The 25,851-nt window shown below is 63.2% G+C and carries 18 protein-coding genes and 2 pseudogenes; 8 read left to right on the forward strand and 12 right to left on the reverse strand.

Annotated features, from left to right (window positions below; all coding sequences use genetic code 11):
- Positions 1-10 precede the first annotated feature (10 nt).
- Entirely contained in the window at positions 11-1,189 is a 1,179-nt protein-coding gene (locus NPS58_RS11720) for an efflux RND transporter periplasmic adaptor subunit (protein ID WP_274115516.1), read from the reverse strand.
- Positions 1,190-1,346: 157 nt separating this feature from the next.
- Between NPS58_RS11720 and NPS58_RS11725 the strand changes: the two genes are divergently transcribed.
- Both NPS58_RS11725 and NPS58_RS11730 read left to right on the forward strand, forming a co-directional pair.
- Positions 1,347-2,048, forward strand: coding sequence for a response regulator transcription factor (locus NPS58_RS11725; protein WP_274115517.1), 702 nt, complete (start codon positions 1,347-1,349; stop codon positions 2,046-2,048).
- 16 nt (positions 2,049-2,064) lie between these two features.
- Positions 2,065-3,363 carry an ATP-binding protein gene (locus NPS58_RS11730; RefSeq protein WP_274115518.1) on the forward strand — a complete coding sequence of 433 codons (1,299 nt, stop codon included), beginning with the start codon at positions 2,065-2,067 and terminating at the stop codon, positions 3,361-3,363.
- Positions 3,364-3,420: 57 nt separating this feature from the next.
- Here NPS58_RS11730 and NPS58_RS11735 read toward each other — a convergent pair whose 3' ends face one another.
- The 3 genes from NPS58_RS11735 to NPS58_RS11745 all read right to left on the reverse strand — a co-directional run bounded on the left by NPS58_RS11735 (position 3,421) and on the right by NPS58_RS11745 (position 6,749).
- On the reverse strand, positions 3,421-4,488 hold the full coding sequence (locus NPS58_RS11735; protein WP_274115519.1) for a GGDEF domain-containing protein: 1,068 nt from the start codon (positions 4,486-4,488) through the stop codon (positions 3,421-3,423).
- Between the two features lie 66 nt (positions 4,489-4,554).
- Entirely contained in the window at positions 4,555-5,709 is a 1,155-nt protein-coding gene (gene wecB, locus NPS58_RS11740) for a non-hydrolyzing UDP-N-acetylglucosamine 2-epimerase (protein ID WP_274115520.1), read from the reverse strand.
- A gap of 131 nt (positions 5,710-5,840) precedes the next feature.
- On the reverse strand, positions 5,841-6,749 hold the full coding sequence (locus NPS58_RS11745) for a LysR substrate-binding domain-containing protein (RefSeq protein WP_274115522.1): 909 nt from the start codon (positions 6,747-6,749) through the stop codon (positions 5,841-5,843).
- Positions 6,750-6,846: 97 nt separating this feature from the next.
- On the opposite strand from NPS58_RS11745, the gene NPS58_RS11750 reads away from it, so the two are divergent.
- The 3 genes from NPS58_RS11750 (at position 6,847) to yiaY (ending at position 10,247) form a co-directional block, all read left to right on the forward strand.
- The gene (locus tag NPS58_RS11750) at positions 6,847-7,275 is read left to right on the forward strand and encodes a PACE efflux transporter (protein ID WP_274115524.1); all 429 of its coding nucleotides are present in this window, start codon (positions 6,847-6,849) and stop codon (positions 7,273-7,275) included.
- Between the two features lie 178 nt (positions 7,276-7,453).
- Positions 7,454-9,016: a threonine ammonia-lyase, biosynthetic gene (ilvA, locus tag NPS58_RS11755; RefSeq protein WP_274115525.1), complete on the forward strand. Its 1,563-nt coding sequence runs from the start codon at positions 7,454-7,456 to the stop codon at positions 9,014-9,016.
- An 82-nt stretch (positions 9,017-9,098) separates the two neighbouring features.
- Entirely contained in the window at positions 9,099-10,247 is a 1,149-nt protein-coding gene (yiaY, locus tag NPS58_RS11760; protein WP_274115526.1) for an L-threonine dehydrogenase, read from the forward strand.
- A 74-nt stretch (positions 10,248-10,321) separates the two neighbouring features.
- Here the strand turns inward: yiaY and NPS58_RS11765 are convergent, their stop codons facing one another.
- The gene (locus tag NPS58_RS11765; protein ID WP_274115527.1) at positions 10,322-11,674 is read right to left on the reverse strand and encodes a GntP family permease; all 1,353 of its coding nucleotides are present in this window, start codon (positions 11,672-11,674) and stop codon (positions 10,322-10,324) included.
- A 108-nt stretch (positions 11,675-11,782) separates the two neighbouring features.
- Positions 11,783-12,322 (reverse strand): gluconokinase, encoded by a 540-nt coding sequence (locus NPS58_RS11770; RefSeq protein WP_274115528.1) that lies wholly within the window; start codon positions 12,320-12,322, stop codon positions 11,783-11,785.
- A 207-nt stretch (positions 12,323-12,529) separates the two neighbouring features.
- On the opposite strand from NPS58_RS11770, the gene NPS58_RS11775 reads away from it, so the two are divergent.
- From NPS58_RS11775 to NPS58_RS29605, 3 genes and pseudogenes are all read left to right on the forward strand, one after another.
- A complete protein-coding gene (locus tag NPS58_RS11775) occupies positions 12,530-13,549 on the forward strand; it encodes a LacI family DNA-binding transcriptional regulator (RefSeq protein ID WP_274115529.1) in 1,020 nt (339 codons plus the stop codon).
- A gap of 202 nt (positions 13,550-13,751) precedes the next feature.
- Positions 13,752-14,435, forward strand: a pseudogene (locus NPS58_RS29600) (PAS domain-containing protein); the annotation flags it as partial.
- A gap of 105 nt (positions 14,436-14,540) precedes the next feature.
- Positions 14,541-14,972, forward strand: a pseudogene (locus NPS58_RS29605) (methyl-accepting chemotaxis protein); the annotation flags it as partial.
- A gap of 6 nt (positions 14,973-14,978) precedes the next feature.
- Here NPS58_RS29605 and NPS58_RS11785 read toward each other — a convergent pair.
- The 6 genes from NPS58_RS11785 to NPS58_RS11810 form a co-directional block, all read right to left on the reverse strand.
- Positions 14,979-18,260 (reverse strand): transporter substrate-binding domain-containing protein, encoded by a 3,282-nt coding sequence (locus tag NPS58_RS11785; RefSeq protein ID WP_274115530.1) that lies wholly within the window; start codon positions 18,258-18,260, stop codon positions 14,979-14,981.
- 7 nt (positions 18,261-18,267) lie between these two features.
- A complete protein-coding gene (locus NPS58_RS11790) occupies positions 18,268-18,879 on the reverse strand; it encodes a response regulator transcription factor (RefSeq protein ID WP_274115531.1) in 612 nt (203 codons plus the stop codon).
- 236 nt (positions 18,880-19,115) lie between these two features.
- Positions 19,116-21,362 (reverse strand): FepA family TonB-dependent siderophore receptor, encoded by a 2,247-nt coding sequence (locus NPS58_RS11795; protein ID WP_274115532.1) that lies wholly within the window; start codon positions 21,360-21,362, stop codon positions 19,116-19,118.
- A gap of 264 nt (positions 21,363-21,626) precedes the next feature.
- Positions 21,627-23,084, reverse strand: coding sequence for a curlin (locus NPS58_RS11800; RefSeq protein ID WP_274115533.1), 1,458 nt, complete (start codon positions 23,082-23,084; stop codon positions 21,627-21,629).
- Positions 23,085-23,100: 16 nt separating this feature from the next.
- A complete protein-coding gene (locus tag NPS58_RS11805) occupies positions 23,101-23,568 on the reverse strand; it encodes a curlin (RefSeq protein WP_274115534.1) in 468 nt (155 codons plus the stop codon).
- Between the two features lie 24 nt (positions 23,569-23,592).
- Positions 23,593-25,824 (reverse strand): Ig-like domain-containing protein, encoded by a 2,232-nt coding sequence (locus tag NPS58_RS11810; protein ID WP_274115535.1) that lies wholly within the window; start codon positions 25,822-25,824, stop codon positions 23,593-23,595.
- Positions 25,825-25,851 lie beyond the last annotated feature (27 nt).

The raw sequence follows: 25,851 nt of genomic DNA on the forward strand, positions 1-25,851 counted from the left end.
AATCAGGCCCTCACTGGCCGGTGGACTTGGCGATGGATGGGGCGTCTTTACCCGCGTTATCGATCGTTACCTGATCGCCTGGGCGTACGTGCTGCAGGCCTTCGACCACCACTCGGTCACCGGGGGCCAGGCCTTCGCTGACGATCCAGCGATCATTCTGCACGCTGCCCAGCACCACCGGTCGTTCGCTGATGCGTTCACCAGCGTCTACCAGCAATACCCGTGGCTGGCCTGCGCTGTCGCGCAGGATGGCGCGCTGCGGCACGCTGATGCCTTGCTGCTTGACGGCCTGGTCCAGGCGCACCCGGATGAAGCTGCCGGGCAGCAGGTCCAGGTCCGGGTTGGGGAACTCGCTGCGCACGGTGATCTGACCGGTGCTCGGGTCGACGCTGATATCGGAGAAAAGCAGTTTGCCGGGCAGCGGGTAGGGCGTGCCGTCGTCCTGGATCAGGGTGACCTTGGCCTGGTCCTGGCCCACTTGCTGCAGCTCGCCAGCGCGCAGGGCGCGACGAAGGGCATTGAGCTCGCGCGTCGACTGGGACACGTCGGCGTGGATCGGGTCCAACTGCTGGATGGTCGCCAGCGGTGTGGTTTCGTTCTGGCCCACCAGCGCTCCTTCGGTGACCAGGGCGCGGCCAATGCGCCCGGAAATCGGCGCGGTGACCGTGGCATACCCCAGGTTCAGTTTTGCCCGCTCTACCGCGGCCTTGGCCTCGGCAACCGCCGCATCGGCCTGCATCAGGGCCGCTCGGGCGTTGTCGTGGTCCTGGCGGCTGACGGCGTTGATCGTGATCAGCTCTCGGTAGCGCTCATCCTGCAGGCGTGCCTGGTAGCGGTTTGCCTCGGCCTTGGCCAGTACGGCGCGGGCACTGTCGTAGTCCGCCTTGAACGGTGCCGGGTCGATCCTGAACAGCACATCGCCCTGCTTGACGTCGCTGCCTTCGCGGTACACCCGCTTGAGCACCACGCCGGCGACGCGGGCGCGGACTTCGGCGGTACGGGGGGCAAGGATGCGGCCGTTGAGCTCGGTGCTGATGGCCAGCGGCTGGACGCGAACGGTTTCGATGATGACGGCGCTTGGCGGGGCTTTTTCCTCATCCGGGGCGCTGTCGGAGCACGCGCCAAGGGACATGGTGATGGCAAGCAGCGGCAGCAAGGCACGCAGACGGACGGGGCTTGAACTGAACATGCGGATCTTCCATAAATGACCCGGCAATGCTAAGGCAGGAGGCCAACGTCCAACTGTTAAGCTGTGTAGGCCGAGTGTGAAAAAGTGTGAAGGATTGCGCGGGCTGCGCATAAGGTCCTATATCCTTGCCTGACTTTTCCAGCCTGTCAAATTGCTCATGCCCAACATCCTCCTGGTCGAAGACGACTGCGCCTTGTCCGAACTGATCGCCAGCTACCTGCAACGCAACGACTTTTGCGTCAGTGTGATCGCCCGCGGCGACCACGTACTGGCCGAAGCCCGGCGCAGCAAACCGGACCTGGTGATCCTCGACCTGATGCTGCCGGGGCTCGATGGCTTGCAGGTCTGCCGCCTGTTGCGCGCCGAGTCCCAGGCCTTGCCGATCCTCATGCTCACCGCTCGCGACGACAGCCATGACCAGGTCCTGGGCCTGGAAATGGGTGCCGACGACTACGTCACCAAACCTTGCGAGCCGCGAGTGCTACTGGCTCGGGTACGCACCCTGTTGCGTCGCAGCAGCATCAACGAGCCGCGCCTGGAAACCGACCTGATCGTGGTCGGCGGGCTGCGCATCGACCTTGCCGAGCGCAATGTGTTCTGGCGTGAGCAGCAGGTGGAACTGTCAAGTGGCGAGTACAACCTGCTGGTGGTGCTGGCGCGCCACGCCGGCGAGGTGCTCAGCCGTGACCGCATCCTGCAGCAATTGCGCGGGATCGAATTCAACGGCACCGACCGCTCGGTCGACGTGGCCATTTCCAAGTTGCGCCGCAAGTTCGACGACAGCGCCGGCGAAGCCCGCAAGATCAAGACCGTGTGGGGCAAGGGCTACTTGTTCAGCCGTGTCGAGTGGGAATTCTGATCAGGGTGCCTGACCCATGCTGAAAATCCTCGTACGCCTGTACCTGGTGACCATCGCCGCCTATGCCGGTGCGCTGTTGCTGATTCCCGACGCCATTGTCGGTGCCTTTCACGAGCGCTTCATCGCCTACAACCTGGACCAGGCCAAGGGCGTCCAGAAGTTGATCGTCGAGCGCTTTCGCCAGGTGTCGGCGACGCAGTGGCCCGAAGTCGAGAAAGCCCTTGCGGCTGACTTCGCACCGCTGCAGATCGAGCTGCGGCGCCAGGACCAGATCGGCCTGTCCCATGACGACCGGGCACGCTTGTCGGCCGGCGAAAACGTGGTGCGCCTGGGCGACTGGGGCTACTACAACTCGGCCCTGGCACCCCTGGATTCAACCTGGGCGGTGGAGTTGCGCAACCCGCCGGACCCGGTAGACATTAACCTGTTGTCGTGGGGTGTCACGGTACTGATCGGCGCGGCCCTGCTCGGTTGCCTGCTGTTGTGGGTGTGGCCGCACTGGCGCGACCTCGAGCGCCTCAAAGAGACAGCGCGACGCCTGGGGCAGGGGCAGCTGTCGGAGCGTACGCAGATTCCGGCGCGCTCGAACATCGGCGAGCTGGCCCAGGTGTTCGACACCATGGCCCACGACGTCGAGCGCCTGCTGACCCAGCAGCGAGAGCTGCTCAACGCCGTCTCCCACGAACTGCGCACACCATTGACCCGCCTGGACTTTGGCCTGGTGCTGTTGTTCGACGAGGTGCCGCCAGGCTGTCGCAAGCGTCTGCTGGAACTGGTGGGGCACGTGCGCGAACTGGATGAGCTGGTGCTCGAGCTGCTGTCGTACAGCCGCTTGCAGAATGCCGACCAGGCCCGCGAACGGGTCGAGGTATCGTTGCTGGAATTGGTCGACAGTATCCTCGGCAGCTTTGCCGAGGAACTCGATAGCCGTGACATCGAATGGCAGGTTCGCGCCGACGACAACCTACCGCGCTTTATCCTCGACCCGCGCCTGACCGCCCGGGCACTACAGAATCTCGTACGCAATGCCATGCGCTACTGCGACCGGCAATTGCTGTTGCGCCTGAGTCTGGATGCCGAGGGGCACTGCCTGCTGACGGTCGAGGATGACGGTATCGGTATTCCGGTGGATCAGCGTGAGCTGATCTTTCAGCCGTTCTATCGCCTGGACCGTAGCCGGGATCGCACCACCGGTGGTTTTGGACTGGGGTTGGCGATCAGCCGGCGGGCAATCGAGGGGCAAGGTGGCACCTTGACCGTGAGCCAGTCGGCGCTGGGTGGGGCGCAGTTCCTGATTCGCTTGCCGCGGGGGTGAGCGGGGCTGTGGGGGCGTGACAGGCCCTCGATATCGCATCGCGGGGCAATCCCGCTCCTACCAGGCTACATAGCGGTCCTTGCCTTCGTGCTTGGCCCGGTACAGCGCCTCGTCGGCCTTGACCAGGGCGTTGCTCAGGCTGTCGTCACGCCCGACCGGGGTCAGGCCGATGCTGATGGTCACCGGGTGATCGGTGGCATCTTCGCGCACCCGTCTGCACAGCGCATCCATGCGTTGTTCGGCATCGGCCTGGTTCATGCCCCACAGATAAATGGCGAACTCCTCGCCGCCCAAGCGGGCATATTCGAATTCGTTCATCGCCGCCTTGATATTGGCCGCGGTGCGCTTGAGCACCAGATCGCCGATGTCGTGGCCGAACTGGTCGTTGACCTTCTTGAAGTTGTCGATGTCGATCATCGCCAGGTAGCGGTGCGGCTCGTCGTCTTCCAGGTGGCGCTGGGCCTTGGTCATGAACGAGCGGCGGTTGGGGATTTCGGTGAGGGCGTCGACATAGGCCTGCTCGAGCAGCACCTTGGACATGTAGAAGTTGTACAGCTTGGCACTGCGCAGCTTGAGGTAGGTGTAGGTGATCAGGCCGCTGAGGAACAGCGTGTAGCACAGGATCAAGCCGCCACGCAGTTCCACGGAGTGTACCAGCCCCTCGCGGTAAGGGTTGAGGTTGAACCAGATGACCAGCATGGCCGCGAAGAACGACCAGCGCCGTACCGGCAGCACCGACACGCTGTACAGCGCACTGGAGGCGCCCAGCACCAACCAGGCCGGGCGCAGCTCCGCCGGCAGGCCGTCGATCACCAGGCGCATGGCCAGGGTGATGACGGCCACGAACACCAGGTTGAGCACATCGAAATGCACCGCCTTGCGGGTGAATGCCAGCATGATGGTGAGGATGACCATTACCGCAATGAACACCAACGACCGGAAAGTGAAGGCTTGCAGGCCGAGATAGCCGACGATCAGGTCGAACAGTATCCAGATCCCGAGGCTGACGCAGAATATCAGCAGGCAGAAGGAATGCAGGCTTTCGAAATCATGCTGGCGAAATTCCCGGCGCAGTTCGGGCGGTGCGATATTGCTGCGCACCTGCTGTTCGATGGTTTTGTACATGGCGGCCTTGCGAATGCTGTGAGTTCCGAATGCGTCTCGGTTGCCGCTGAAGGTTAGCAGGCCCTCTCATGCATCGTGGCGCTCGCGAGCTTTGTTCTCGAGCCACTGGTTCAGTCGTTCGGCGATGCGTTCGCTGGCGTGGCCATCGCCGTAGGGGGTGAACACCCGGCTCATGCGTTGGTAGACCTCGGCATCATCGAGCAGCAGGCTGGTTTCCTTGACGATTCGTTCGGTCAGGGTGCCCACCAGCTTCACCGTTCCGCCTTCGAGCACCGAAGGGCGCTCGGTCACCTTGCGAAGCACCAGCAGCGGCTTGCCCAGGGCGGGCGCCTCTTCCTGCACGCCGCCGGAGTCGGTGAGGATCAGGTAGGCGCGGTCCATCAGCCAGACAAAATGCTGATAGTCCTGGGGCGGTAGCAGGAGGATGTTCGACTGATGGGAGAGCACCCCGTAGACGGCCTTTTGCACTTGGGGGTTCAAGTGCACGGGGTAGACGAACTGCACGTTCGGGTAGCGCAGGGCAAGTTCGGCCAGGGCCAGGCAGATACGCTCGAAGCCCTGGCCAAAGTTCTCCCGCCGGTGACCGGTGACCAGCACCATGCGCTGGTCTTCGCGCAGGTGCGCCAAGGGCGATTCGGGAGCGGGTTTCCAGTGGCTCTTGGTCAGGTGCTCGCGCATCCACAGCAGCGCATCGATCACCGTGTTGCCGGTGACTTCGATGTTTTCAAGCGCTACGCCTTCGCGCAACAAGTTGTCGCGGGCGCGGTTGGTCGGCGCAAAGTGCAGGTCGGCGATCACCGCCGTCATGCGCCGGTTGGCTTCCTCGGGCCAGGGCGCCTTGAGGTTGCCGGTGCGCAGCCCGGCTTCGACGTGCCCGATCGGAATCTGCCGGTTGAAAGCGGCGAGGGCGGCGATAAAGCTGGTGGTGGTGGCACCGTGCACCAGCACGATGTCGGGCTTGATCTGGGAGTAGGTGGCGTCCAGTTGCTCGAGCAATTGTTGCGACAGGCCATTGAGCGTCTGACTCTGGGTCATGACGTGGAGGTCCTCGTCAACGCTCAAGCCAAAGTCCTTGAGTACCTGTTGGAGCATTTCCCGGTGCTGGCCGGTGGAGCAGATATTCAGTTCGACGTCTGGCCACTGGCGTAACACCTGGGCCAGTGGGGCCATCTTGATTGCTTCGGGGCGCGTCCCAAAAACCATCATGACTGTGTAGGCCATCGTCGCGATCCTCGTCCCTTCCTGATGTGCGAAGTTGTACGATCCGTCGGTGTCGTAGGTGTTAGATACAGCAGCAGAACGGGGGTTGTCCACTCGCGGGAGCGGCTATTTGGCGTCAAGGAAGGCAGGCTTTAGAGCGGTTCATGAGCATCGGTGGGCAAACCCGCGCCTTCACGCAACCACGCCAGGAACACACGCACTGCCGGCCGTCGTTCCTGGCCTGGTACGCAGACTGCGCTGTACTGCGCTGCTGGCAGACGGATGTCGTCGCGCCACGGCTGCAACAAGCCGAGCCTCAGGCTTTGGGCAACCAGCACGGTGCTCGCCAGCACCGGCCCATGACCTGCAATCGCCGCCTGCAAGGCATGGTGCTCGTCGTCGTAGTGATGAAAGCGGGCGCGTTGCAGCCACGCCTGCTTGCCCGCCAGAGCGCACCAGCGGGTCCAGTCGATGGCGGCGCCGCTGGCCGACACCCATGGAGCTTCGATCAATACCAGTGCCTGGTCGTCCGGGGGCTCTTGCCAGCCAGGTGGGCAATAGACGGCAAAATGCTCCGACAGCAGCGGCACTCGGTACAGGGTCGGGTCAATGTTGAATTCTGCGCGCAGGGCCAGGTCAAGGCTGTGGTCGCGGTGCAGGTCGATGACCGCGTTGCTGGTTTGCACCTTGACCTGGATGTCGCTGTGACGCCGGTGAAAGTCTCCCAGGCGCGGGATCAGCCAGAGGCTGGCGAAAGCAGCGGTGGTGGTCAAGGTCAGTTGTTGCTGGTCGCAAGGGGGACGCAGGTCGGTCATGGCCTGTTGCAGCTCACCCAGGGCGTGGTGGACCTGGCGGTACAGTTGCTCGCCTGCCGTGGTCAGCGCGACCCGCTGGGCACTGCGCTGGAACAGTAGCTGGCCCAGGTGGGTTTCCAGTTGCTTGACCTGGTGCGAGACCGCCGCCGGGGTCACGGCCAGCTCGTCGGCGGCAGCCTTGAAGCCACCCAGGCGGGCCGCCGCTTCGAAGGTGCGCAGGGCAGTCAGGGGCAATTTGGCGAACATGACGTTCAACCTGATTGAGGGAGGCTCAATCTAGCTCAATTGAACCTGAGCCTCAACGCAGCTAGGGTGGGGCTTCATTTGTCGAGGGGAGCCGGTCATGCAAGGCAAGGCGCGCAAGGTCGTCCAGGCCATACTTTACGAAGCCATCGCGGTGCTGTGCGTGGCGCCGACGCTGTCCTGGGCGTTCGATACGGACATGGCGCATTCAACAGTGCTCTCGCTGATCCTGTCAGCCGTGGCCCTGGCCTGGAACATGTTCTACAACTGGATCTTCGAGTACTGGGAAGCGCGTCAGGCCCAACGGCGTCGCACCCTGTGGCGGCGATTCGTGCATGCGCTGGGCTTCGAGGGCGGGATGGTGCTGATCCTCTTGCCAGTGGTTGCCTACTGGCTGCAGATCAGTCTGTGGGCGGCGCTGCTGACCAACCTTGCGCTGTTTCTGTTCTTCTTCGTCTACGCCTTTGTGTTCCAGTGGGGCTTCGACCGGGTGTTCGATGTGCCGGCATCGGCGCGAGAGCCCGCTTGACTTCGGTCGCGCAGCTGGGCTAGTTTCCCTGCCATGAATACCTACCTGCAGTTGCCCCAGCACAGCATTATTACCGCCATTATCAGTTTGGCGGGCTAGCTGGCACTTGCACAGAACCCGCCCTGGAGGCGGGTTCTTTCTCTCTCTCCTGGGCACTTCAAAAAACCAGGAGTCACCGATGACCAGCCTTGCCGTTAGCCCTCGCACACCATCCGCGTCGCTGAACCTGCTGTCCGACTACGTACGGCGCATTCTCGCTGCCCCGGTGTACGACCTGGCGATCGAAACGCCTTTGCAGCTTGCACCGGCGTTGTCCCAGGCCCTGGGCAACCAGGTGCTGCTCAAGCGTGAAGACCTGCAGCCGACGTTCTCCTTCAAGATCCGTGGTGCCTACAACCGCCTCAGCCGCCTGAACCCGGCCCAGCGCGCACGCGGGGTCATCACGGCATCGGCCGGCAACCATGCCCAGGGCGTAGCCCTGGCTGCCCGAGAACTGGGCATGCGGGCAACCATCGTCATGCCGACCACTACTCCGGAATTGAAAGTGAACGGCGTGCGCTCGCGCGGTGGTGAAGTGGTGCTGCACGGCGACAGTTTCCCGCACGCCCTGGCTCATGCCCTCAAGCTTGCCGACAGTGAAGGCGCGACCTTCGTCCCACCCTTCGATGACCCGGACGTGATCGCCGGCCAAGGCACGGTGGCCATGGAAATCCTGCGCCAGCAGCCCGGTGCGCTGGACGTGATCTTCGTGCCGGTGGGCGGCGGCGGTCTGATCGCCGGCATCGCCGCCTACGTCAAGTACCTGCGCCCACAGGTCAAGGTGATCGGCGTCGAACCACAGGACTCCAACTGCCTGCAGGCGGCGCTGGCGGCTGGCGAGCGGGTGGTGCTGCCCCAGGTCGGCAGCTTTGCCGAGGGCGTGGCGGTGGCGCAGATCGGCGCCCATTGCTTCGAGCTGTGCCGGCACTATGTGGATGAAGTGATCACGGTCAGCAACGACGAGCTGTGCGCGGCAATCAAGGACATCTACGACGACACCCGCTCGATCACCGAACCGTCGGGGGCACTGGCGGTGGCCGGCATCAAGAAGTATGTCGCTCGCGAGAATGCCGTTGGGCAGACCCTGGTAGCCATCGACTCCGGCGCCAACGTCAACTTCGACCGCCTTCGCCATGTTGCCGAACGCGCCGAGCTGGGTGAGCAGCGCGAAGCGATCATCGCCGTGACCATCCCCGAGCAGCCCGGCAGTTTTCGGGCGTTCTGCCAGGCGCTGGGCAAGCGCCAGATCACCGAGTTCAACTACCGCTATTACCCTGGCAAGGAGGCGCGGCTGTTTGTTGGAGTGCAGACCCATCCACAACACGACCCCCGTGACCGTTTGCTGGCGAGCCTCGGCGAACAGGGCTACAGCGTGCTCGACCTGACCGACAACGAACTGGCCAAGTTGCACGTGCGCCATACCGTGGGCGGGCATGCCGGCCCCGGCGCAAACGAGCGGGTGATGCGCTTTGAATTCCCGGAACGCCCGGGGGCCTTGCTGGGATTCCTGGAACGCCTGGGCAAGCGCTGGAACATCAGCTTGTTCCACTACCGCAACCATGGTGCGGCCGAGGCACGGGTATTTGCCGCCCTGGAGGTGCCCGAAGACGAACAGGCCGGCCTGCCGCAAGCGCTGGATGACATGGGCTATCGCTACTGGGACGAGACCGACAACCCGGCCTACCGCTTGTTCCTCGGTTGAGCAAGGCTTGCCCCAGATCAACACGGGGCAGGCTGTATCGGCGGATCCTGAAGGCAATGGAATATTGCACGAGGGTTTCGCCATGAGCAGCACGTTCTTCATCCCCGCCGTCAACATCATGGGCATTGATTGCCTCGACGAAGCGATGGCCGCCATCGCCGGCTACGGGCTGCGCAAGGCGCTGATCGTCACCGATACAGGCCTGGCCAAGGCCGGTGTCGCCACGCGCATTGCCGAACTGCTGGCCATGCGCGACATCGACTCGTCGATTTTCGACGGCGCCAAACCCAACCCCAGCATCGCCAACGTCGAACAAGGCCTGGCGCAATTGCAACGCGAGCGTTGCGACTGCGTGATTTCCCTGGGCGGCGGCTCGCCCCATGACTGCGCCAAGGGCATTGCCCTGTGCGCCACCAACGGCGGGCACATCAGCGATTACGAAGGCGTCGACCGCTCGGCCAAGCCGCAGCTGCCGCTGATTGCGATCAACACCACGGCCGGTACGGCAAGTGAAATGACTCGCTTCTGCATCATCACCGACGAGGCTCGCCATGTGAAAATGGCCATCGTCGACCGTAACGTCACGCCGTTGCTCTCGGTGAACGACCCAGCGCTGATGGCCGCGATGCCCAAGGGGCTGACGGCAGCAACGGGCATGGACGCACTGACTCACGCCATCGAGGCCTATGTGTCCACGGCGGCGACGCCCATTACCGACGCCTGTGCAATCAAGGCCATCGAGCTGATCAGTGACAACCTGCGCCAGGCCGTGGCCGAAGGCAGTGATCTGCAGGCCCGCGAGAACATGGCGTATGCCCAGTTCCTGGCCGGCATGGCGTTCAACAATGCTTCGCTGGGCTATGTGCATGCGATGGCGCACCAGCTCGGCGGGTTCTATGACTTGCCCCATGGGGTTTGCAACGCCGTGCTGCTGCCGCATGTGCAGCGCTTCAATGCCAAGGTCAGTGCTGCGCGCCTGCGCGATGTTGCCAAGGCGATGGGTGTGGATGTCAGCGGCATGAGCGCGGAGCAGGGCAGTGATGCGGCGATTGCCGCTATCGAGAACCTGTCGCGGGCCATCGAAATTCCCGCCGGGCTGGCGGTGCTGGGGGCGCGCGAGGCGGATGTGCCGGTCCTGGCCAGCAATGCACTGAAGGATGCCTGTGGACTGACCAATCCGCGGCCGGCGAGCCAGGAAGAGATCGAGGCGATTTTCAAGGCGGCCTTTTAACCGTAGCGCTTGAATGAATCGCGGGGCAAGCCCGCTCCCACAGTGTAGGAGCGGGCTTGCCCTGCGAGAGGCCCTCAAACCACCAACGACAACAGCATGATAAAGATGATGCCGACCACCGACAGGATGGTCTCCATCATGCTCCAGGTCTTGAACGTCTCGGCCACGGTCATGTTGAAGTACTGCTTCACCAGCCAGAACCCGGCATCGTTGACGTGCGACAGAATCAACGACCCCGCCCCGGTAGCCAGCACCAGCAACTCACGATTGACCCCGGGAATCATGCCGATCACCGGTGCGACTATCCCGGCACCGGTAATGGTTGCCACCGTCGCGGACCCGGTGGCAATGCGAATCACCGCCGCCACCAGCCACGCCAGCATGATCGGCGAGATCTGTGCATGCACGGCCATCTGGCCGATCACATTGCCCACCCCGGTATCCACCAGCATCTGCTTGAAGCCACCCCCGGCGCCGACGATCAGCACAATAGCGGCGGTCGGTGCCAGGCTCTGGTCGAGCAATTTCATGATCTGCTGGCGGGAAAAGCCCCGGGCTGCGCCAAAGGTATAGAAAGCCAGGAGCAAGGCAGCGAGCAGGGCGGTGATGGGGTGGCCGATCAGGTCCATCCACTGGCGCACGATGTGTTCGGCTGGCAGTACCACGTCGGCGAAGGTCTTGAGCAGCATCAGGAACACCGGCAGCAACACGGTGACCAGGGTCACGGTGAAACTGGGCAGGTTCTTTTGTTCCGACTCCCGGGCGATCTGGTCCATCAGCTCCTGGGAGGGCGAGCCCGGAATGTAGCGGGAGATGAAGTTGCCATACAGGGGCCCTGCAATGATGGCGGTGGGCAGGGCGACGATCAGGCCATAGAAGATGGTCTTGCCGATGTCGGCATTGAAGATGCCGATGGCCAGCAAAGGCCCGGGGTGCGGCGGCACCAGGCCATGGACCACCGACAAGCCGGCCAGTAGCGGTATACCGATCTTGATCAGCGATACCCCGGAGCGGCGGGCGACGATGAACACCAGCGGGATCAACAGCACGAAACCGATCTCGAAGAACAGCGGGATGCCTACCAGGAAAGCGGCGAACATCATCGCCCAGTGCACTTTCTGTTTACCGAAGGCCCTGATCAAGGTCTGGGCGATCTGGTCGGCGCCGCCGGAGTCGGCCATCAACTTGCCCAGCATGGTGCCCAGGGCCAGGACGATGCCAACGAATCCCAGGACACCGCCGAAACCGTCCTGGAACGACTTCATGACCTTGGCCACCGGCATGCCCGAAGTCAGGCCCAGAAAGCCGGCGGCCAGGGTGAGGGCGACGAAAGGGTGGACTTTGAAATGAGTGATCAGCAGCACCAGGCCGATGATGGTGACCACCGCATCAAGCAGCAGGTAGGTATCAGTTGCCAGACCGAACATGGTTCAGTGCCTCGTCTTGTCATTGTCTTGTCATTATTGTGGGCGGAGCATTTGCAGCATTTACTGGTTGAGATAGCGCTATCTTTGGTGAGCCGAGAAACTGCCATTTCAGGCCGTTCGCGCCAGTACCGGTTCACCGCAGGGCTTTAGCCATAGGTCTACCCGTACAGCGAGCTGTTCCACTGGCAGGGTGGCATCCAGGGGCAAGGTCAGGGCTTCGCCGTCGGGGCGCTCAAGGGCGGCGAACTGGCTGTCGATCAAGCTGGCCGGCATGAAGTGCCCGGGGCGGGCGAGCACCCGGCGGCTGGCTTCTTCGGGGGTAAGGTCGAGAAAGACGAAACCGAGGTCCGGCACGGCATGGCGCAACGCGTCGCGGTAGCGCTTTTTCAGTGCCGAGCAGGTGAGGATGGGACGTTCGCCGGCCTTGAGGGTGGCCTGCAGTTCTTCGCCCAGGCGAATCAGCCAACCGGCACGGTCGTCATCGTCCAGGGGAATTCCGGCGCTCATCTTTGCGATATTGGCAGCGGGGTGGAAGGCATCGCCTTCGATCAGGCGGCCGCCGCTTTGGCCGGCGATGGCGGCACCGACGGAGCTCTTGCCGCAGCCAGCTACGCCCATTACCACGATCGCGGACAGGGGTGGGTTCATCGGTACCTCCTGCAGGGTGAGATAGCGCTATCTTTGGTCGAGACGACAGGTGCCTCGGGCGCTCCCCACCCAGATGTTATTGATTTTGTATAAGCAGTCTGGATGCTCATTTCAGGCTACCTGCAGTTATGCATTGCCTGTGTTCTGAGACAGCGCTACCTTAGTGCCCGTTCCCTATTCTTTGCAAGTCGAAAATAAAACCTCCCCATGACCCGCATCGGCTCCCGTACTACCGGTCGTCCCACCCTGGCTGAAGTCGCCAGGCTTTCCGGGGTTTCCCCGATCACCGCCTCGCGCGCCTTGCGCGGCGTCAGCACGGTTGCCCCGGAGCTGGTGGAAAAGGTCAAGCAGGCTGCAACCGCCCTGGGCTATGTGGCCAACCCTGCAGCCCGGGCCCTGGCATCGGCCCAGAGCGAGTCGATCGTGGTGCTGATCCCGTCGTTGTCTAACCAGTTGTTCATCGAAACCCTCGAGGCCATCCACGAGGTCATGCGGCCTCGCGGCCTTGAGGTGCTGATAGGCAACTATCACTACGATATCGCCGAAGAAGAGAACCTGATCCGCAACTACCTGGCCTATCAGCCACGCGGCATGCTGCTCACAGGCTTCGACCGCAGCGAAGCGGCCAAGCAGATGCTCGTGGCCAGTGGCGTGCCGTGCGTCCACATGATGGAGCTGGGCGTCGAGGCCCAGGGCATGTCGGTGGGGTTTTCCCAGCAAGAGGCTGGCGCTGCGGCCGCGCGTCATCTGCTTGAGCGCGGATGCCAGCGCCCGGGCTTTATTGCGGCGCAACTGGACCCGCGGGTAATGCAGCGCGCCGAGGGTTTTCGCCAGGCGCTGGTCGCGGCGGGCCGATATGCCGATGAGCTGCAGGTACTGTCGCCGCAACCTTCATCCATCGGCCTGGGCGGGGAACTGTTCAGTCAGTTGCTGGCTCAACACCCCGATGTCGACGGGATCTTCTTCTGCAACGACGACTTGGCCCAGGGCGCGATCCTCCAGGCACTGCGCCTGGGGATCAAGGTACCGCAGCAGGTGGCAATGATCGGGTTCAACGACTTGCCAGCCTCGGCGCACATGGTCCCGCGCCTGACCTCGATCCGTACGCCGCGCGCCGCCATTGGTCGCTGCGCTGCCCAGGCATTGCTCGGGCTACTCGATGGCAAGCGCGCGGCCGTGCACAACCAGGACCTGGGCTTCGAGCTGGTGGTGCGAGAGAGCAGTTGAACTTGGCCTCCCCCCCTGTGATGGGGAGGGTGATATCAGAGTGCTTGCACGGCATGAAGGTTTATCTATGCTCAGCAACATCCTGAGCGTGGAGGGTGTTCCGATGTTTGATTTCCATCGTAAGTCCGATCTGGCTGAAATCGAGCAATGCACCCGGGCGATCGCCGGGATGAGTGCCAAACTGGCCGCCATCAGCCGCTCAATGGCGATGATCGAGTTCAGCCCCGACGGGGTCGTCATCGCGGCCAACGACAATTTCTGCAAGTCGATGGGCTACAGCCTTGAACAGATCTGCGGCAAACACCACCGGATTTTCTGCGAGCAGGCGTACGCCAACAGCGAGGATTATCGAAAACTGTGGCGCGACCTGGGTCGGGGCGAGGCGGTCAGCGGCACGTTCCTGCGCCACAATCGCCAGGGTGGGGAAGTGTGGCTGGAGGCCAGCTACATGCCGGTCATCGGCCCGGACCAGCAGGTGACCAGTGTGATCAAGGTGGCCTGTGACATCACCCAGCGGGTCATCCGCGAACATGAAAATGAAAGCCTCATCAAGGCCATCGGCCGCTCCATGGCGGTGATCGAGTTCACCCCCGAAGGCCAGGTGATCAAGGCCAACCAGAACTTTCTCGACACCATGCATTATCGCCATGAAGAGATCGTCGGCCAGCATCACAGCCTGTTCTGCCACAAGAGCGAAAGCGAGTCGGCGGCCTATAAGGCCTTCTGGGCCTCGCTCAATCGTGGCGAATATCATTCGCACCGCTTCGAACGGGTCAACAAGCTGGGGCAGATGGTGTACCTGGAGGCCTCCTACAATCCGATCTTCGACACCTGCGGGCGCTTGGCCAAAGTGGTCAAGTTCGCCAGCGATATCACCTCCCAGGTCAGTACCCAGCAAACAGCCGCCGAAGCCGCCCATGCCACCTCGGTACAAAACGATGCCTGCGCGCGCAAGGGCTCGCAGGTGGTGCAGCAGACGGTGCAGGTGATCGAGGAAATTTCCCAGAACCTCAATGCCGCGGCCCGCAGCATCGACGCGGTCAGCAAACAGTCGGAGCTGATCGGCCAGATCGTCCAGACCATTCGCGGCATTGCCGACCAGACCAACCTGCTGGCCCTCAATGCCGCCATCGAGGCCGCCCGGGCAGGCGAGCACGGCCGCGGGTTTGCCGTGGTCGCCGATGAAGTGCGCAGCCTGGCAGCGCGAACCAGCAAGGCCACCCTGGAAATCGTCGAGGTGGTGCGCCAGAACCATGACCTGTCACTGACCGCGGTGGCCAGTATGCAGTCGAGCTTGAGCCAGACAGGCCTGGGGGTGGAGTTGGCCAACGAGGCCGGCGAGGTGATTCTGGAAATCCAGCAGGGATCGCAACATGTGGTCGATGCCATCAGTCAGATCAACTCGACCTTGCAGCTGCACTAGGGGCGCTCAGGCCGAGACGCTCTGGTTCAGTTGCTTGTCCAGGGCCAGCAGGCTTTTTTCCAGGGTGGCGAGCATGGCGTACAGCTGATCGTTCGCCGCGCCCCCGACGCAGGCCTGTTCCAGCGCCTCGCTGTGGCGTATCACCCCCCGGGCCTTGAGCAGCTTGGCGCCGCCCTTGATCCGGTGGGCGAAGGCGCGCATGGCCTGGCGCGAAGGTTGCGGCCCCAGGGCATGCAGGGCCTTGAGGTCTTCACGGTTGCTCTGGGCCAGTTCGTGCAGCAAGCGCTCGACCAACGCCGGGTCACCCAGGGTCAGGTACCTGAGATTATCGACATCGAAGCCACTGGCGTATTCGCCCAGCGGCGCGGCGACCGCGGGGAGGGGGGCGATAGCCGAATAGAGGTGGCGGCGCAGCTCGTTCAGGCTGATCGGTTTGAACAGGCACTCGTTCATGCCGTTGACCAGGCAACGCTGGCGTTCCTCGGCCTGGGCATTGGCGGTCAGGCCGAGAATCAGGCAGGCAGGGCGCTTTTGCTGTTGCTCGAGGAGGCGGATGCGCCGCGCCAGCTGGTGGCCATCCATGACTGGCATATGGCAGTCGGTGATGACCACATCAAAACATTGCACCTGCCACAGTGCCAGCGCCTGCTGACCATCCGAGGCCTGGCTGACCTGATGCCCGAGCAGGCCCAGTTGCCGCTCCAGCAGCATCAGGTTGGCCGGGTAATCATCGACCACCAGTATCGACTGCCGGGGTGTCTTCAGGGGCTGCGACACCGGTTCAGGCACCGGGCACTCGGCCACCCCGGCCACGGGCAGCAACAGGCTGACCAGCATGCGCGTACCCTGGCCTTCTTTGCTGAACAGCTGTAGATCCCCGCCCATCAGTTGGCACAGGGTGCGGCTGATGACCAGCCCCAGGCCTGCCCCTTGGCGGGTGGGTTGCGGGGCGACCTGGGAGAAGTTCTGGAACAGGCGCTGCTGATCTTCGGCGCTGATCCCGATACCGGTATCCGCGACCCATAACGTGACGCCCAGGTGCCCGGCCTGGCGATCATCGAGTTGCATGCCCACCGTGACGCTGCCGTGCTCGGTAAATTTGAGCGCATTGCTGATCAGGTTGGAAAGGACCTGCTTGAGGCGCACCGGGTCGACCGACACCGCGCACCCGGCATGCTGCAGATCAGTGCCAAGGTCCAGCCCCTTGAGCCGGGCAGTGCCCTCGAACACTCGAACGGTGCCATTGACCAGGGTGTTCAGGTCTGTCGCCCGGGGCGCGAGGGTCATGTGCCCGGTCTCGATGCGAGCGATGTCGAGGATGTCGCCGATCAGCTCCAGCAAACCTTTGGCCGAGCTGTAGGCGACCTGCAGCGATTCGCGATCGGCGCGCCCTTGCTCGGCCTCCTTGATCGCCAGCTCCAGCAGGCCGATGACGGCGTTCATGGGGGTGCGGATCTCATGGCTCATGGTGGCCAGGAAGGTACTCTTGGCCTGGTTGGCATCCTCGGCCTGGTCCTTGGCCAGGCGCAATTGCTCAAGCAATCGCTGGCTGAAGCCCAGCTCCTGTTGCAAGGCCTGCTCGGCTTCACTGCGTGCCCTGAGCACGCTTCGCAGGGAGCGGTTCCAGATGATCACTGCGGTGATCGACAGACCGGCGCCCAGCACGATCATCATCACCAGCCTGCGGTAGTTGTACCAGGGGCTGTCACTGATCAAGGCATTGGTCCGCCAGCGGCCGGTCAGCTTGGCCATGTCGTCCGGCGCGATGCTGAGCAGGGCCTTGTCGAGGATCGAGTGCAGGACCGTGGCGTCGTGGGCCACGGCGAAGGCTGTGGTGCCAGGCTCGTCGCTGAGGAGTGTGGCGATTCGCAAGTGGCCCTTGAACATCCGGCTGGCGAAATAGGCGGCATTGAGTTGCGACGCCAAGGCAGCGTCGACTTTGCCCGCCACCACGTACTCCATCAGTGTCAGCGGATCGTCGACTTCGACCAGGGCCATGGGCGCGACCTGCGCCTGCAGTTCGGATTTCAGGGGATGGCCGCGCAGCAAGGCCAGGCGCTTGCCCTCGAGTTGCTCGGTGCGGGTTGGCGCATCGGGGCTGTTGCGGGTTACCAGCACTTGCGGGCTGACCAGATAAGGCCGGCTGAAGCGCAATGTGGTTTCGTGCTCGCGGCTCGGCGCCAGGGCCGCGGCAACATCGGCGCTGCCGTGTTCCACCCGTGCCATGAGGTCTGCCAGCGAGTCGACATGCAGGATGTCGAACTTCAACCCGGTGCGCAGGCCGATCTGCTCCAGCACGTCGGCAGTGATGCCGCGAAACTGCTGGTTGTCGTCATAGAAACTCAAGGGTGCGAAATACTTGTTGAAGACGACCCGCACCACAGGATGCTGCTCGATCCACGCGCGCTCGACGGCATCGAGGTCGAGTGTGCTGCGATCGAGCAGCACCCGGGCATTGCCGCTGGTCCAGCGGCGCAGGATGTTCAAGCGCTCGCTGTCGCTGATACTGCCCAGCGCGAGATTGACCAGGCGTTGCAAGGTCGCGTCATCGCCGGACATGGCAATCGCGAACCCCCCGCGGGTGTTCTTGATGAAGTGGTCGATCTGTACGCTGCCCAGGAAATTGCGGGTGATCAGGTAGTCGCTGCTGGCCGCATCGCCGATAAACGCATCGGCCTGCCCCAGGGCAACGGCAGAAAGACCCGCCTGCACCGAGTTGTACAGCTGCAGCCTGGCCTGGGGGTACAGGTCGTTGACCGTGTGGGTGGGCAGGTAATGATTGACCATGGCCAGGCGCTGGCCCTTGAGAGGGTCGTCGATGGCCAGGGGCTTGCCCGAGGCCGTCACGATGACGGGCTGGTCGTCGGTGTAGGCGCGGCTGAGCACCAGGTTCGGGTGCTCGGCCTCAAAGCCGTTGGCACTGCCCAGCAGGTCGATCTGCCCCGCCTGCAGGGCAGCGATGGCCTGGGCACGACTGGCAAAACGGCGAACCTCGATGGGAATGCCCAGCAGCTCGCCGATCAGCCCGGCAAAGTCGGCCGTCAGCCCCTCATAGTCGTTGCCACTGACATTGATATCGAAGGGGGGGTAGTCCGGTGCGGACGTGCCCAGGCGCAACCGCTGCTTGTCGATCAGCCAGCGTCGGTCTTCTGGCGAGAGGATCGGCGCGGCGCTGCTGCTGACCGAGCGCGCCAGTAGCTGGCGGGGCTCGCCGGTGTCCGAGGCATGGGAGGGGGACGGCGAAAAGACAAGCAGACTGCCGAGCAGCAATACGGTCAGCAGGTGCATGGGCGCTTCAGAGTGCGTTGCGGCGGGACAGTTCGAACAAGGCCACCAGCGAGCTGACTTCCAGCTTCTCCATGATCCGGGTCTTGTAGGTGCTGATGGTCTTTGCGCTCAGGAGCATGCGCTCGGCAATCTCGTTGTTCGACTCTCCCCGGGCCAGTAGCCGCAATACGTTCAGTTCCTGGTCGGACAATTTGGACAAGCGTTCGGCTTCGCTCTTGAGCGGGCTGCGGAAGTTCGAGAGGTCAGGGAACAGCGAATAGCCCTTGAGGATCGCGTCCAGGGCGAAGGTGACTGCCGTCAGGTCATTGTCCTTGGCCACGAACGCCGAGGCACCGGCATCCAGGCACCGCCGGGCGAACAGGTCTGGGGGTTGGGCGGTGAGCACCAGTACCCGGGGGGGCGGGGCGAGCGTGCGTAGACTCCTGAGCACGCTAAGGCCGTCCATTTTTTTCAGTCCAAGGTCGAGTATCACTACCTCTGGGCAGTGCTTGCGCGCCAATGCTACGGCATTGGAGCCGTCGGCGGTTTCACCGACGATTTGATGGCGATCACGTTCGAGTAAAGTAATCAACGCATAGCGAACTATCGCATGATCCTCAACAATCAACACCGAGGTCATTGTGCAACTCCATAATCGGGTCTGTGGGGCTAATTCCCGAGTCATTCAGGAAGGCAAATCTGGCCATAGCCGGAAGGGCGCTCACGATATGTCGAATCAAGGAGCGATAGTATAGGAAGTGTGCTGGCGTGGATTAAAACGGGCAAAAACTGAGAGTATTCCTACAAACTATTGATGCTAAAACGATAAATCCACGGATGCAGGCCGACGTTTTAGCGTCGGCCTGATGTAGGACCTCAGAATGAGGTGGTAAAAGATGCGTAGTAGGCGCGGCCGGGTTCGTTGTAGGTCAGCGCGCCGGCCTCGTCCGAGTTGCCTTCGCGGTACAGGCGCTTGTCGAAGAGGTTGTTGATGCCGATGCGAACGCTCAAGTGCTGGTTGAATTCATAGCCGCTGCTGATACCCACCAGCCCGTAGGGGTCGACGTCCTTCTGCACGCTCTTGTCCAGTGCCTCGTTGGCACGGGCGTTGTAGCTGGGCGGCTCCTGCTTGCCGTAGTAGGTGCCATTGAGCTGGAACGAGAGTTTCTCGGTGGCGTTCCAGTCCAGGGTGGTGTTGACGGTGTACTCGGGAATGATGCTCAGCGGCTCGCCGGTCTTCTTGTCTTCGGACTCGATCATGTAGGTGAAGTTGGTGTTCCAGTCCAGGGTGGGGGAGAGGGCGATGAACAGATTGCCTTCCACGCCTTGGACCACCGCCTTGTCGGTGTTCTCCCAGCGCAGGATGCGGCGGCCATTGGGCAGGCGGAACAGCGTCTGGTTGCCGGCCTCGATCTTGTTCTTGTAGTCGTTGCGAAAGTAGGTCGCGCTAGTGCGCCAGGTACCTTTGTCGTAGGCCAGGCCCAATTCTTTGTTGACGCTGGTTTCCGGCTCCAGGCTGGCGTTGCCGAGCAAGTAGCAGCCACCTTCGTTGAGCTCGCTGGAGTTGCAGCCAGCGCCGCGGCTGTAGAGCAGGTAGTTGGGGTTGGACTGGTACATGTTCGGGGTCTTGTAGGCGCGTGCGATACCGCCCTTGATGCTCAGCGCCTCGGTGATCTGGTGCGAGGCGTTCAGGCTCGGGCTCCAGTTGCCGCCGAAGTCTTCATGGTGATCGAAGCGCAGCCCGGGAGTGACGATGGTGTTGCTGCCCAGCTCGATGTTGTCTTCGCTGTACAGGGCATAGCTGCGTGCGGTGCTCTTGGTCTGCGAGCGATCAAAGCCCGACAGTTCGCTGCCCGGGTCATAACTTTGCGGGCGCAGCGAGCCAGGATCGTTGAGCGACTCGTAGAGGTACTCGGCGCCCATGGTCAGCACCTGCTCCACCCCTGCGCTCAGGGGCAGGTTGACCTCGCCGGTGGCGCGGGTATTGCGCAGGCGCGACTCGAAACGCCCGGCGCCGTCAGACGGCGCACCTTCACCCCAGCCGGCCAGGCCTTCATTGAGACGCTCGTTGCGGGTCAGGTCATATGACAGCGACGCCGTGCTGGTGCCCCAGTCATAGTCGCCGCGATGGGTGCCGGCGAAGCTCGAGCGCTGCATGACGTTGGTTTCCTTGCCCACCTGGCTTTCGACGAATTCGCCTCCGGCATTGAGCATGGTGTCCCCGGCAAAGATGTTGCCCTGGCGGCTGTAGCTGGACTCCAGGTCCAGGGTGTTGGACGGGTCGATCTTCCAGCTCACCAGGCCGTTCACGTCCTTGTTGCGCACGCCTTCGCGGCCCGCCATCAAGGATTCCTCGAACGCCTGGTGCCCGCTGTTGATCCTCATGTCATCGGCGTCGGTCTTGTTCAGGCTGCCGTATACACGAAAGATCACGTCATCGCTGATCGGTCCGCTGAGGCTGAAGTTGGCGCGCTTGCCCATGCCCTCGGCATCATCTTCGGGGAATACGCTGTAGACGGTCATCGAGCCGCGATATTCCTGGGTCGGGCGCTTGGTGATGATGTTCACCACCCCACCCATGGCGCCGGAGCCGTAGCGGGCGGCGGCCGGGCCGCGCAGGATCTCGATGCGATCGACTTCTTCGGCCGGCACCCAGTTGGTTTCACCGCGGGTATCGCGGTCGCCACTCCAGCCATAGCGCACGGCGTTGCGCGAGGTGGAAGGCTTGCCGTCGATCAGGATCAGAGTGTTTTCCGGGCCCATGCCGCGCAGGTCGACCTGGCGGTTGTTGCCGCGCGCGCCGCTGCTGCTGTTGCCGGTGAGGTTGACTCCCGGTTCGCGGCGAATGATGTCTGACAGGTCGTTGACTGGCGGGCGCTTCTTGATGTCTTCAGCGGTGATGATCGACACCCCTGGGGCTTGCTTGAGCTCCTCTTCGGCCGTGCCCAGTACCCGGGTGTTCTCCAGTTCGATGGCCTGGCGGGTACCATCGACCGGCAGGTCGGTAGGCTGGATCCGGACCTCGCCAGGGTCTGGTTGCAACGGGGCGGCGGTGAGCGGGGAGGCGCCCAGTGTTGCCAGCACGGCAATACTCAAAGGGCAAAGCATGAAGCGCGACGCCATGTCAGATTTCTCCTGGTACCTGAGGTGAGCGGGACTGGCCGCTCGGAAGGTCGAGAATGATATGGATTATCATTCGCAAGTAAAGGTGTCAGGAAAGAAATAAAATATTAAGGCGAGTGCCCTGGCGCGCGGGTTGTGGCGGGGTGCAAAAAAAAGGACCGCTATCACCCCCATCGGTGATAGCGGCCAAGCGGGAAAGTACGGGGGGCATGTATCGCGGGGCAAACCCGCTCCTGAAGGAGCGGGTTTGCCCCGCGATGGGTTTCACTGCTGCAACACAGTCGCCTGGTTTGCGCCACCAAACTGCTGAACGGTCGCGGTCATGCTCGCACCGCTCTGGTTGACCATGGCCTGGTTACCCGAGCCGCCCTGGGTCACGAAGGCAACGTTGACGCCCTCGGTCTGGGTGATGGTGGCTTTGTTGTTGTCGCCATACAGCTGCCAGGTGTAGCTCTGGTTGCCGGTGCCGGACTGGTCCAGCTTGATGTTGTTGGCCACGCCGACGCTGTTGCCGGTGGCGTAGTTGTCGTTACCGCGCTGATCGGCGATCAACAGGTTGTCGGTGCCGTTCTGCTCGAAGTACAGCTCGTTGTTGCGGTCGACCTGGGTCAGTTCGGCGGTGTTGTCGGTGCCGTTCTGGTTCAGCCGCGCCAACTGGGTCATGCCGTCCTGGGTCAGGTTGGCGCTGTTGCCCATGCCAGCCTGGTTGATCTCGGCGCGTTGACCGCTGCCGAACTGGCCGCCAGCCTTGTCGCCTTTCCAGTTGCTGGCCAGTACCTTGTTGCCGGTACCGGAGGAGGTGACCGAGAGCACATGGTTCTCGCCATTCTGGTAGGTGTAGCTGACGTTACCCGAGCCCGACTGCACCAGGGTCGAGAGCGATCCAATCGCTTCGAACTGATCGGCATACAGGGCGTTGAGGTCGCCGACCTGGAAAACGCTGGTCACGTTGTGGTCACCAAAGCTCTGGTCGACGACGCTTTCGTTGGTCTGGCCGATCTGGGTGACGGTGGCATGGCTGTCGGCCTGGGTGTCTTGCCAGACTTCCGTGGAGTTGGCCGTGCCGATCTGGGTGATGGCTACGGTACCGCCCTGGCCTTCGCGCTGGTCGCCGTAGGCCCAGTTGTCATCACCGGTCTGGTAGATGCCGACCTGGCCGCTGTTGTGGGTGATGTGTTCGGCGGCGGCGTAGTTGTTGGTACCGGTCTGGATGACCAGCGCGCTGTTGATGCCACTGACGACACTGGTGGGGTTCAACTGCTCGGCGAAGGCGCGGTTGTCGTTGCCGTACTGCAGGGTGGTGGCCTGGCTGGCGGTCTGGGCGTCCTGGTAGACGAACGAGAAGTTGCCGCTGCCTTCCTGGGTCTGCTGGGCCTGGTTCTCGTTGCCCAGGGACTGGCTGGCATGGGTATTGTTCAGGGAACCGGCCGACTGCTGGTTGATCTGGCTGCCGAACTCGAACAGTTGCTCGGCAAAGCCTGCGTTGTATTCACCCACGGTGCTCTGGTTGATGGTGCTGTTGCCACCTTCCTGGACCGCGGCGTGGTTGTTGCCCAGGCCGATCTGGTTCTGGGTGGTCTTGCTCATGGGCGCGGCAGTCTGTTTGACCTCGGCGATGTTTTCGTCGCCGGTCTGGTTCTGGGTGGACTGGCTGTTGTCAGCCATGACCTGGCCGGCAAGGGCCAGAACAATGGCGGCGCTTAGGGGAGCGAGCTTGAACATGGTGTTGCCTCCAGGTTTAACGGTATTGATTGACCTGCACGTGCTGCCCGCTACCGGCCTGGATCACGGAACTCGAGAGCCCCGAGCCGGCCTGGGCGATGCTGGCACTGTTGCTATTTCCGTATTGCTCGATCTGCGCGCGGTTGTTACTGCCGCTCTGGGTGATCGAGGCGCTGTTGCCATAGCCTTGCTGGGTGATGGTTGCCATCAGGTCACTGCCTTGCTGCAGGATGTACGCCTCCTGTGCCCCGCCTGACTGGACGATGCGGCCCAGCAGGGCCTGGCCGTCCTGGCCGATGGCAGCGCGGTTGGACTGGCCGTTCTGGTCGATCAGCGCCTGCTGCCCGGCGGGCAGTGGTTGCATCGACAGGGGTTCGCCCATGTCACCGCCCATGGCGAGGTCGGCGTTGTCCATCAGGTCATCGGCCAGGGCGGCCTGACCGATCAAGGTCAGGCACAACATCAAGGTGGTCAGGCGCGCCATGGTCGTTTCTCCTGTTGTTGCGGGTTACTGCACGGTGACCGGCACGGTACGGACGGTGCCCTGGCTACTGCGGATGGTCGCCGACGGTGCTGCGGTCGGTACCACCGTGGTGCTGTTGCTCACCGTCAACCGCCAGCGCCCGGTCAGCGGCACTGTGGTACTGCCCAGGGTGACCAGCCCGGTCGGGGTGGTGACCTGCACGGTGATGGTGTTACCGGTGGTCACCGACGAGGTGCCGGAGAGGTCCCAGTTGAAGCGGTTGTTGGAGCGCGCGGTGACGGTCGCGGCGGTCACGGCGAAGGTTTCCGCCGCTGGCCGTGGCGAGACCTGCACGGTGACCGTGGCCGGTGCCGACAGGGCGCCGAGGCTGTCCCTTGCGATGTAGGTGAACGAGGTTGTGAAGGCTGCCGTGATGGTCGCCGGTGGGGTGTAGGTGACCTGGTTGCCATCGGTGCTCACGCTGCCGCGTCCATCGACCGGTTGGGTCACGCTGGCGACAGCCAGGGGGGTGTTGCCTTCCAGGTCGGTGTCGTTGCCCAGCACGTTGATCGGCACCGTCACGCCCAGGGTGGAGGCACTGTCGTTGACCGCTGTCGGCGCCTGGTTGGGGGCGACGTTGACCGTCACGGTAGTCACTTCGGATTTCAGCCCTTTTTTGTCCTGGGCACGGTAGGTAAAGGTGGCGACCAGCGGCGCGTTGACCACCGCCGGTGGGGTGTAGGTCACGGCAGCGCTGCCACTCAAGGCGACAGTGCCCTGGCCTGTGGCCGGTTGGGTGAGGTCGCTGATGGTCAGCGGTACATCGCCGTCCGGATCGCTATCGTTGGCCAGCAGGCTCAGGGTCAGCGGCACGCCGAAGGTGGTGCTGCCCAGGTCGGCTTGTGCCAGCGGTGCCTGGTTGTCTGCCTCTACCGGCGCGTTGCCGACGATCACCACTGGCTCCGTGTCGCTGCCACCGGCGGCGGACTTGATCGTCACGTGCGAAGGCGGCTGGGCCACGTCGTTGACGGTGAGGGTCTGCAGGTTGCCGGACTTCGACAGGCGACCGTAGCCCTGGGCGACCAGGTCGGGGACCTGTACTTCGTCGCTGGAGCTGGCCTCGATCCGCAGGCGCTTGTTGGCCCAGTCATAGCGGGCGGTCTGCACCTTGACCACGTCGGTGAGCTTTCTCGACAAGGCTGTAGGGCGCTTGGCGCCGGTAGGGTCGGTGGCCGTGACCACGATCACCGGGGGAGGCGCAGCGGTGCTCAGGTGATTGGCGAAGAACAGCCCGTTGTTGTCGGCCAACAGGTTGAACTGGCAAGGCGAAGGCGGGGTGCCGGGTACCAGCGCCAGGGTCTGGCGAAAGCACAGGGTGGCGGCGTTGGGCGCCTTGGCGAATATCTCGACACGGGTGCCGGCGGCGTTGCGGTGGTAGCTGGCACGCTCCAGTTCCGCTGGCACCTGCGACCGTGGGTCGAGCACCTTGCCGGAGACCGTGAACAGCTCGGTGCGAATGGTACCGGGCGGGCCCTCGATGCTCACAAAGTTGGTGTTGAACGGGCTACCGGTGACCCGCTCGGTCAGGTTGGGGTCGCCGATGTAGGTTTCGCTGGCACCCGTATCGGGGTTGATCTCGGTGTAAGGACCACCGACACCGCGCAGGAACGGCCCGACGGCGCCGTTGAGCACGCCGCTGAAGTTGCCCGGCGCACCGATGCCGATGTCCCGGGTAATGTTGATCGCCCGACGTCCCGGGGTGGTGACGTTGACCGTCTCCTTGCCGTAGGGGTGGGTGATCACGTAGGTGCCGGCCACGGGAACCGAGACCCGCAGGCGGATCCGCGCAAAGCTCTGCTGGTCGCCATCGATCGGGTTTTCGCTGGCGAATGCCGCTTCGATGCCGGCGACATAGACGTCCAGCTCGTAGCCACTGTTGCCCACCGCCGGGATCTCGGTTTCAGCCAGGAACCAGAACATCTCCGGTGGCCAGTTGTCCGGGAATACCAGGGGCAGGTTATCGTCGTAGACACCCGGCTCCGGCAGCAGGGTGCACATGTAGTTCGGTGGCACCGAGATCGGCAGGCGGGAGCTTGCAGCCCTTGACTGGCAAAGCTCCATCGACAGGTTGTCGTGGTCCTGGTACCACATCGGGTAACGCCCGGTGGCCAGGGTATAGGGGCCGGGATCGACCGCCTTGAGGCCGGCCCAGGCAGTGCCGGCCAGCGAGAGGGAAAGCCCGGCTGCGCAGAGCGCCAGGCGTGGCCAGTTGTTCATGCTGCCTCCTGCTACGGAACGTGGCGA

It is taken from the genome of Pseudomonas putida (assembly GCF_028682455.1).
GTDB classification, from domain to species: Bacteria; Pseudomonadota; Gammaproteobacteria; order Pseudomonadales; family Pseudomonadaceae; genus Aquipseudomonas; species Aquipseudomonas putida_AA.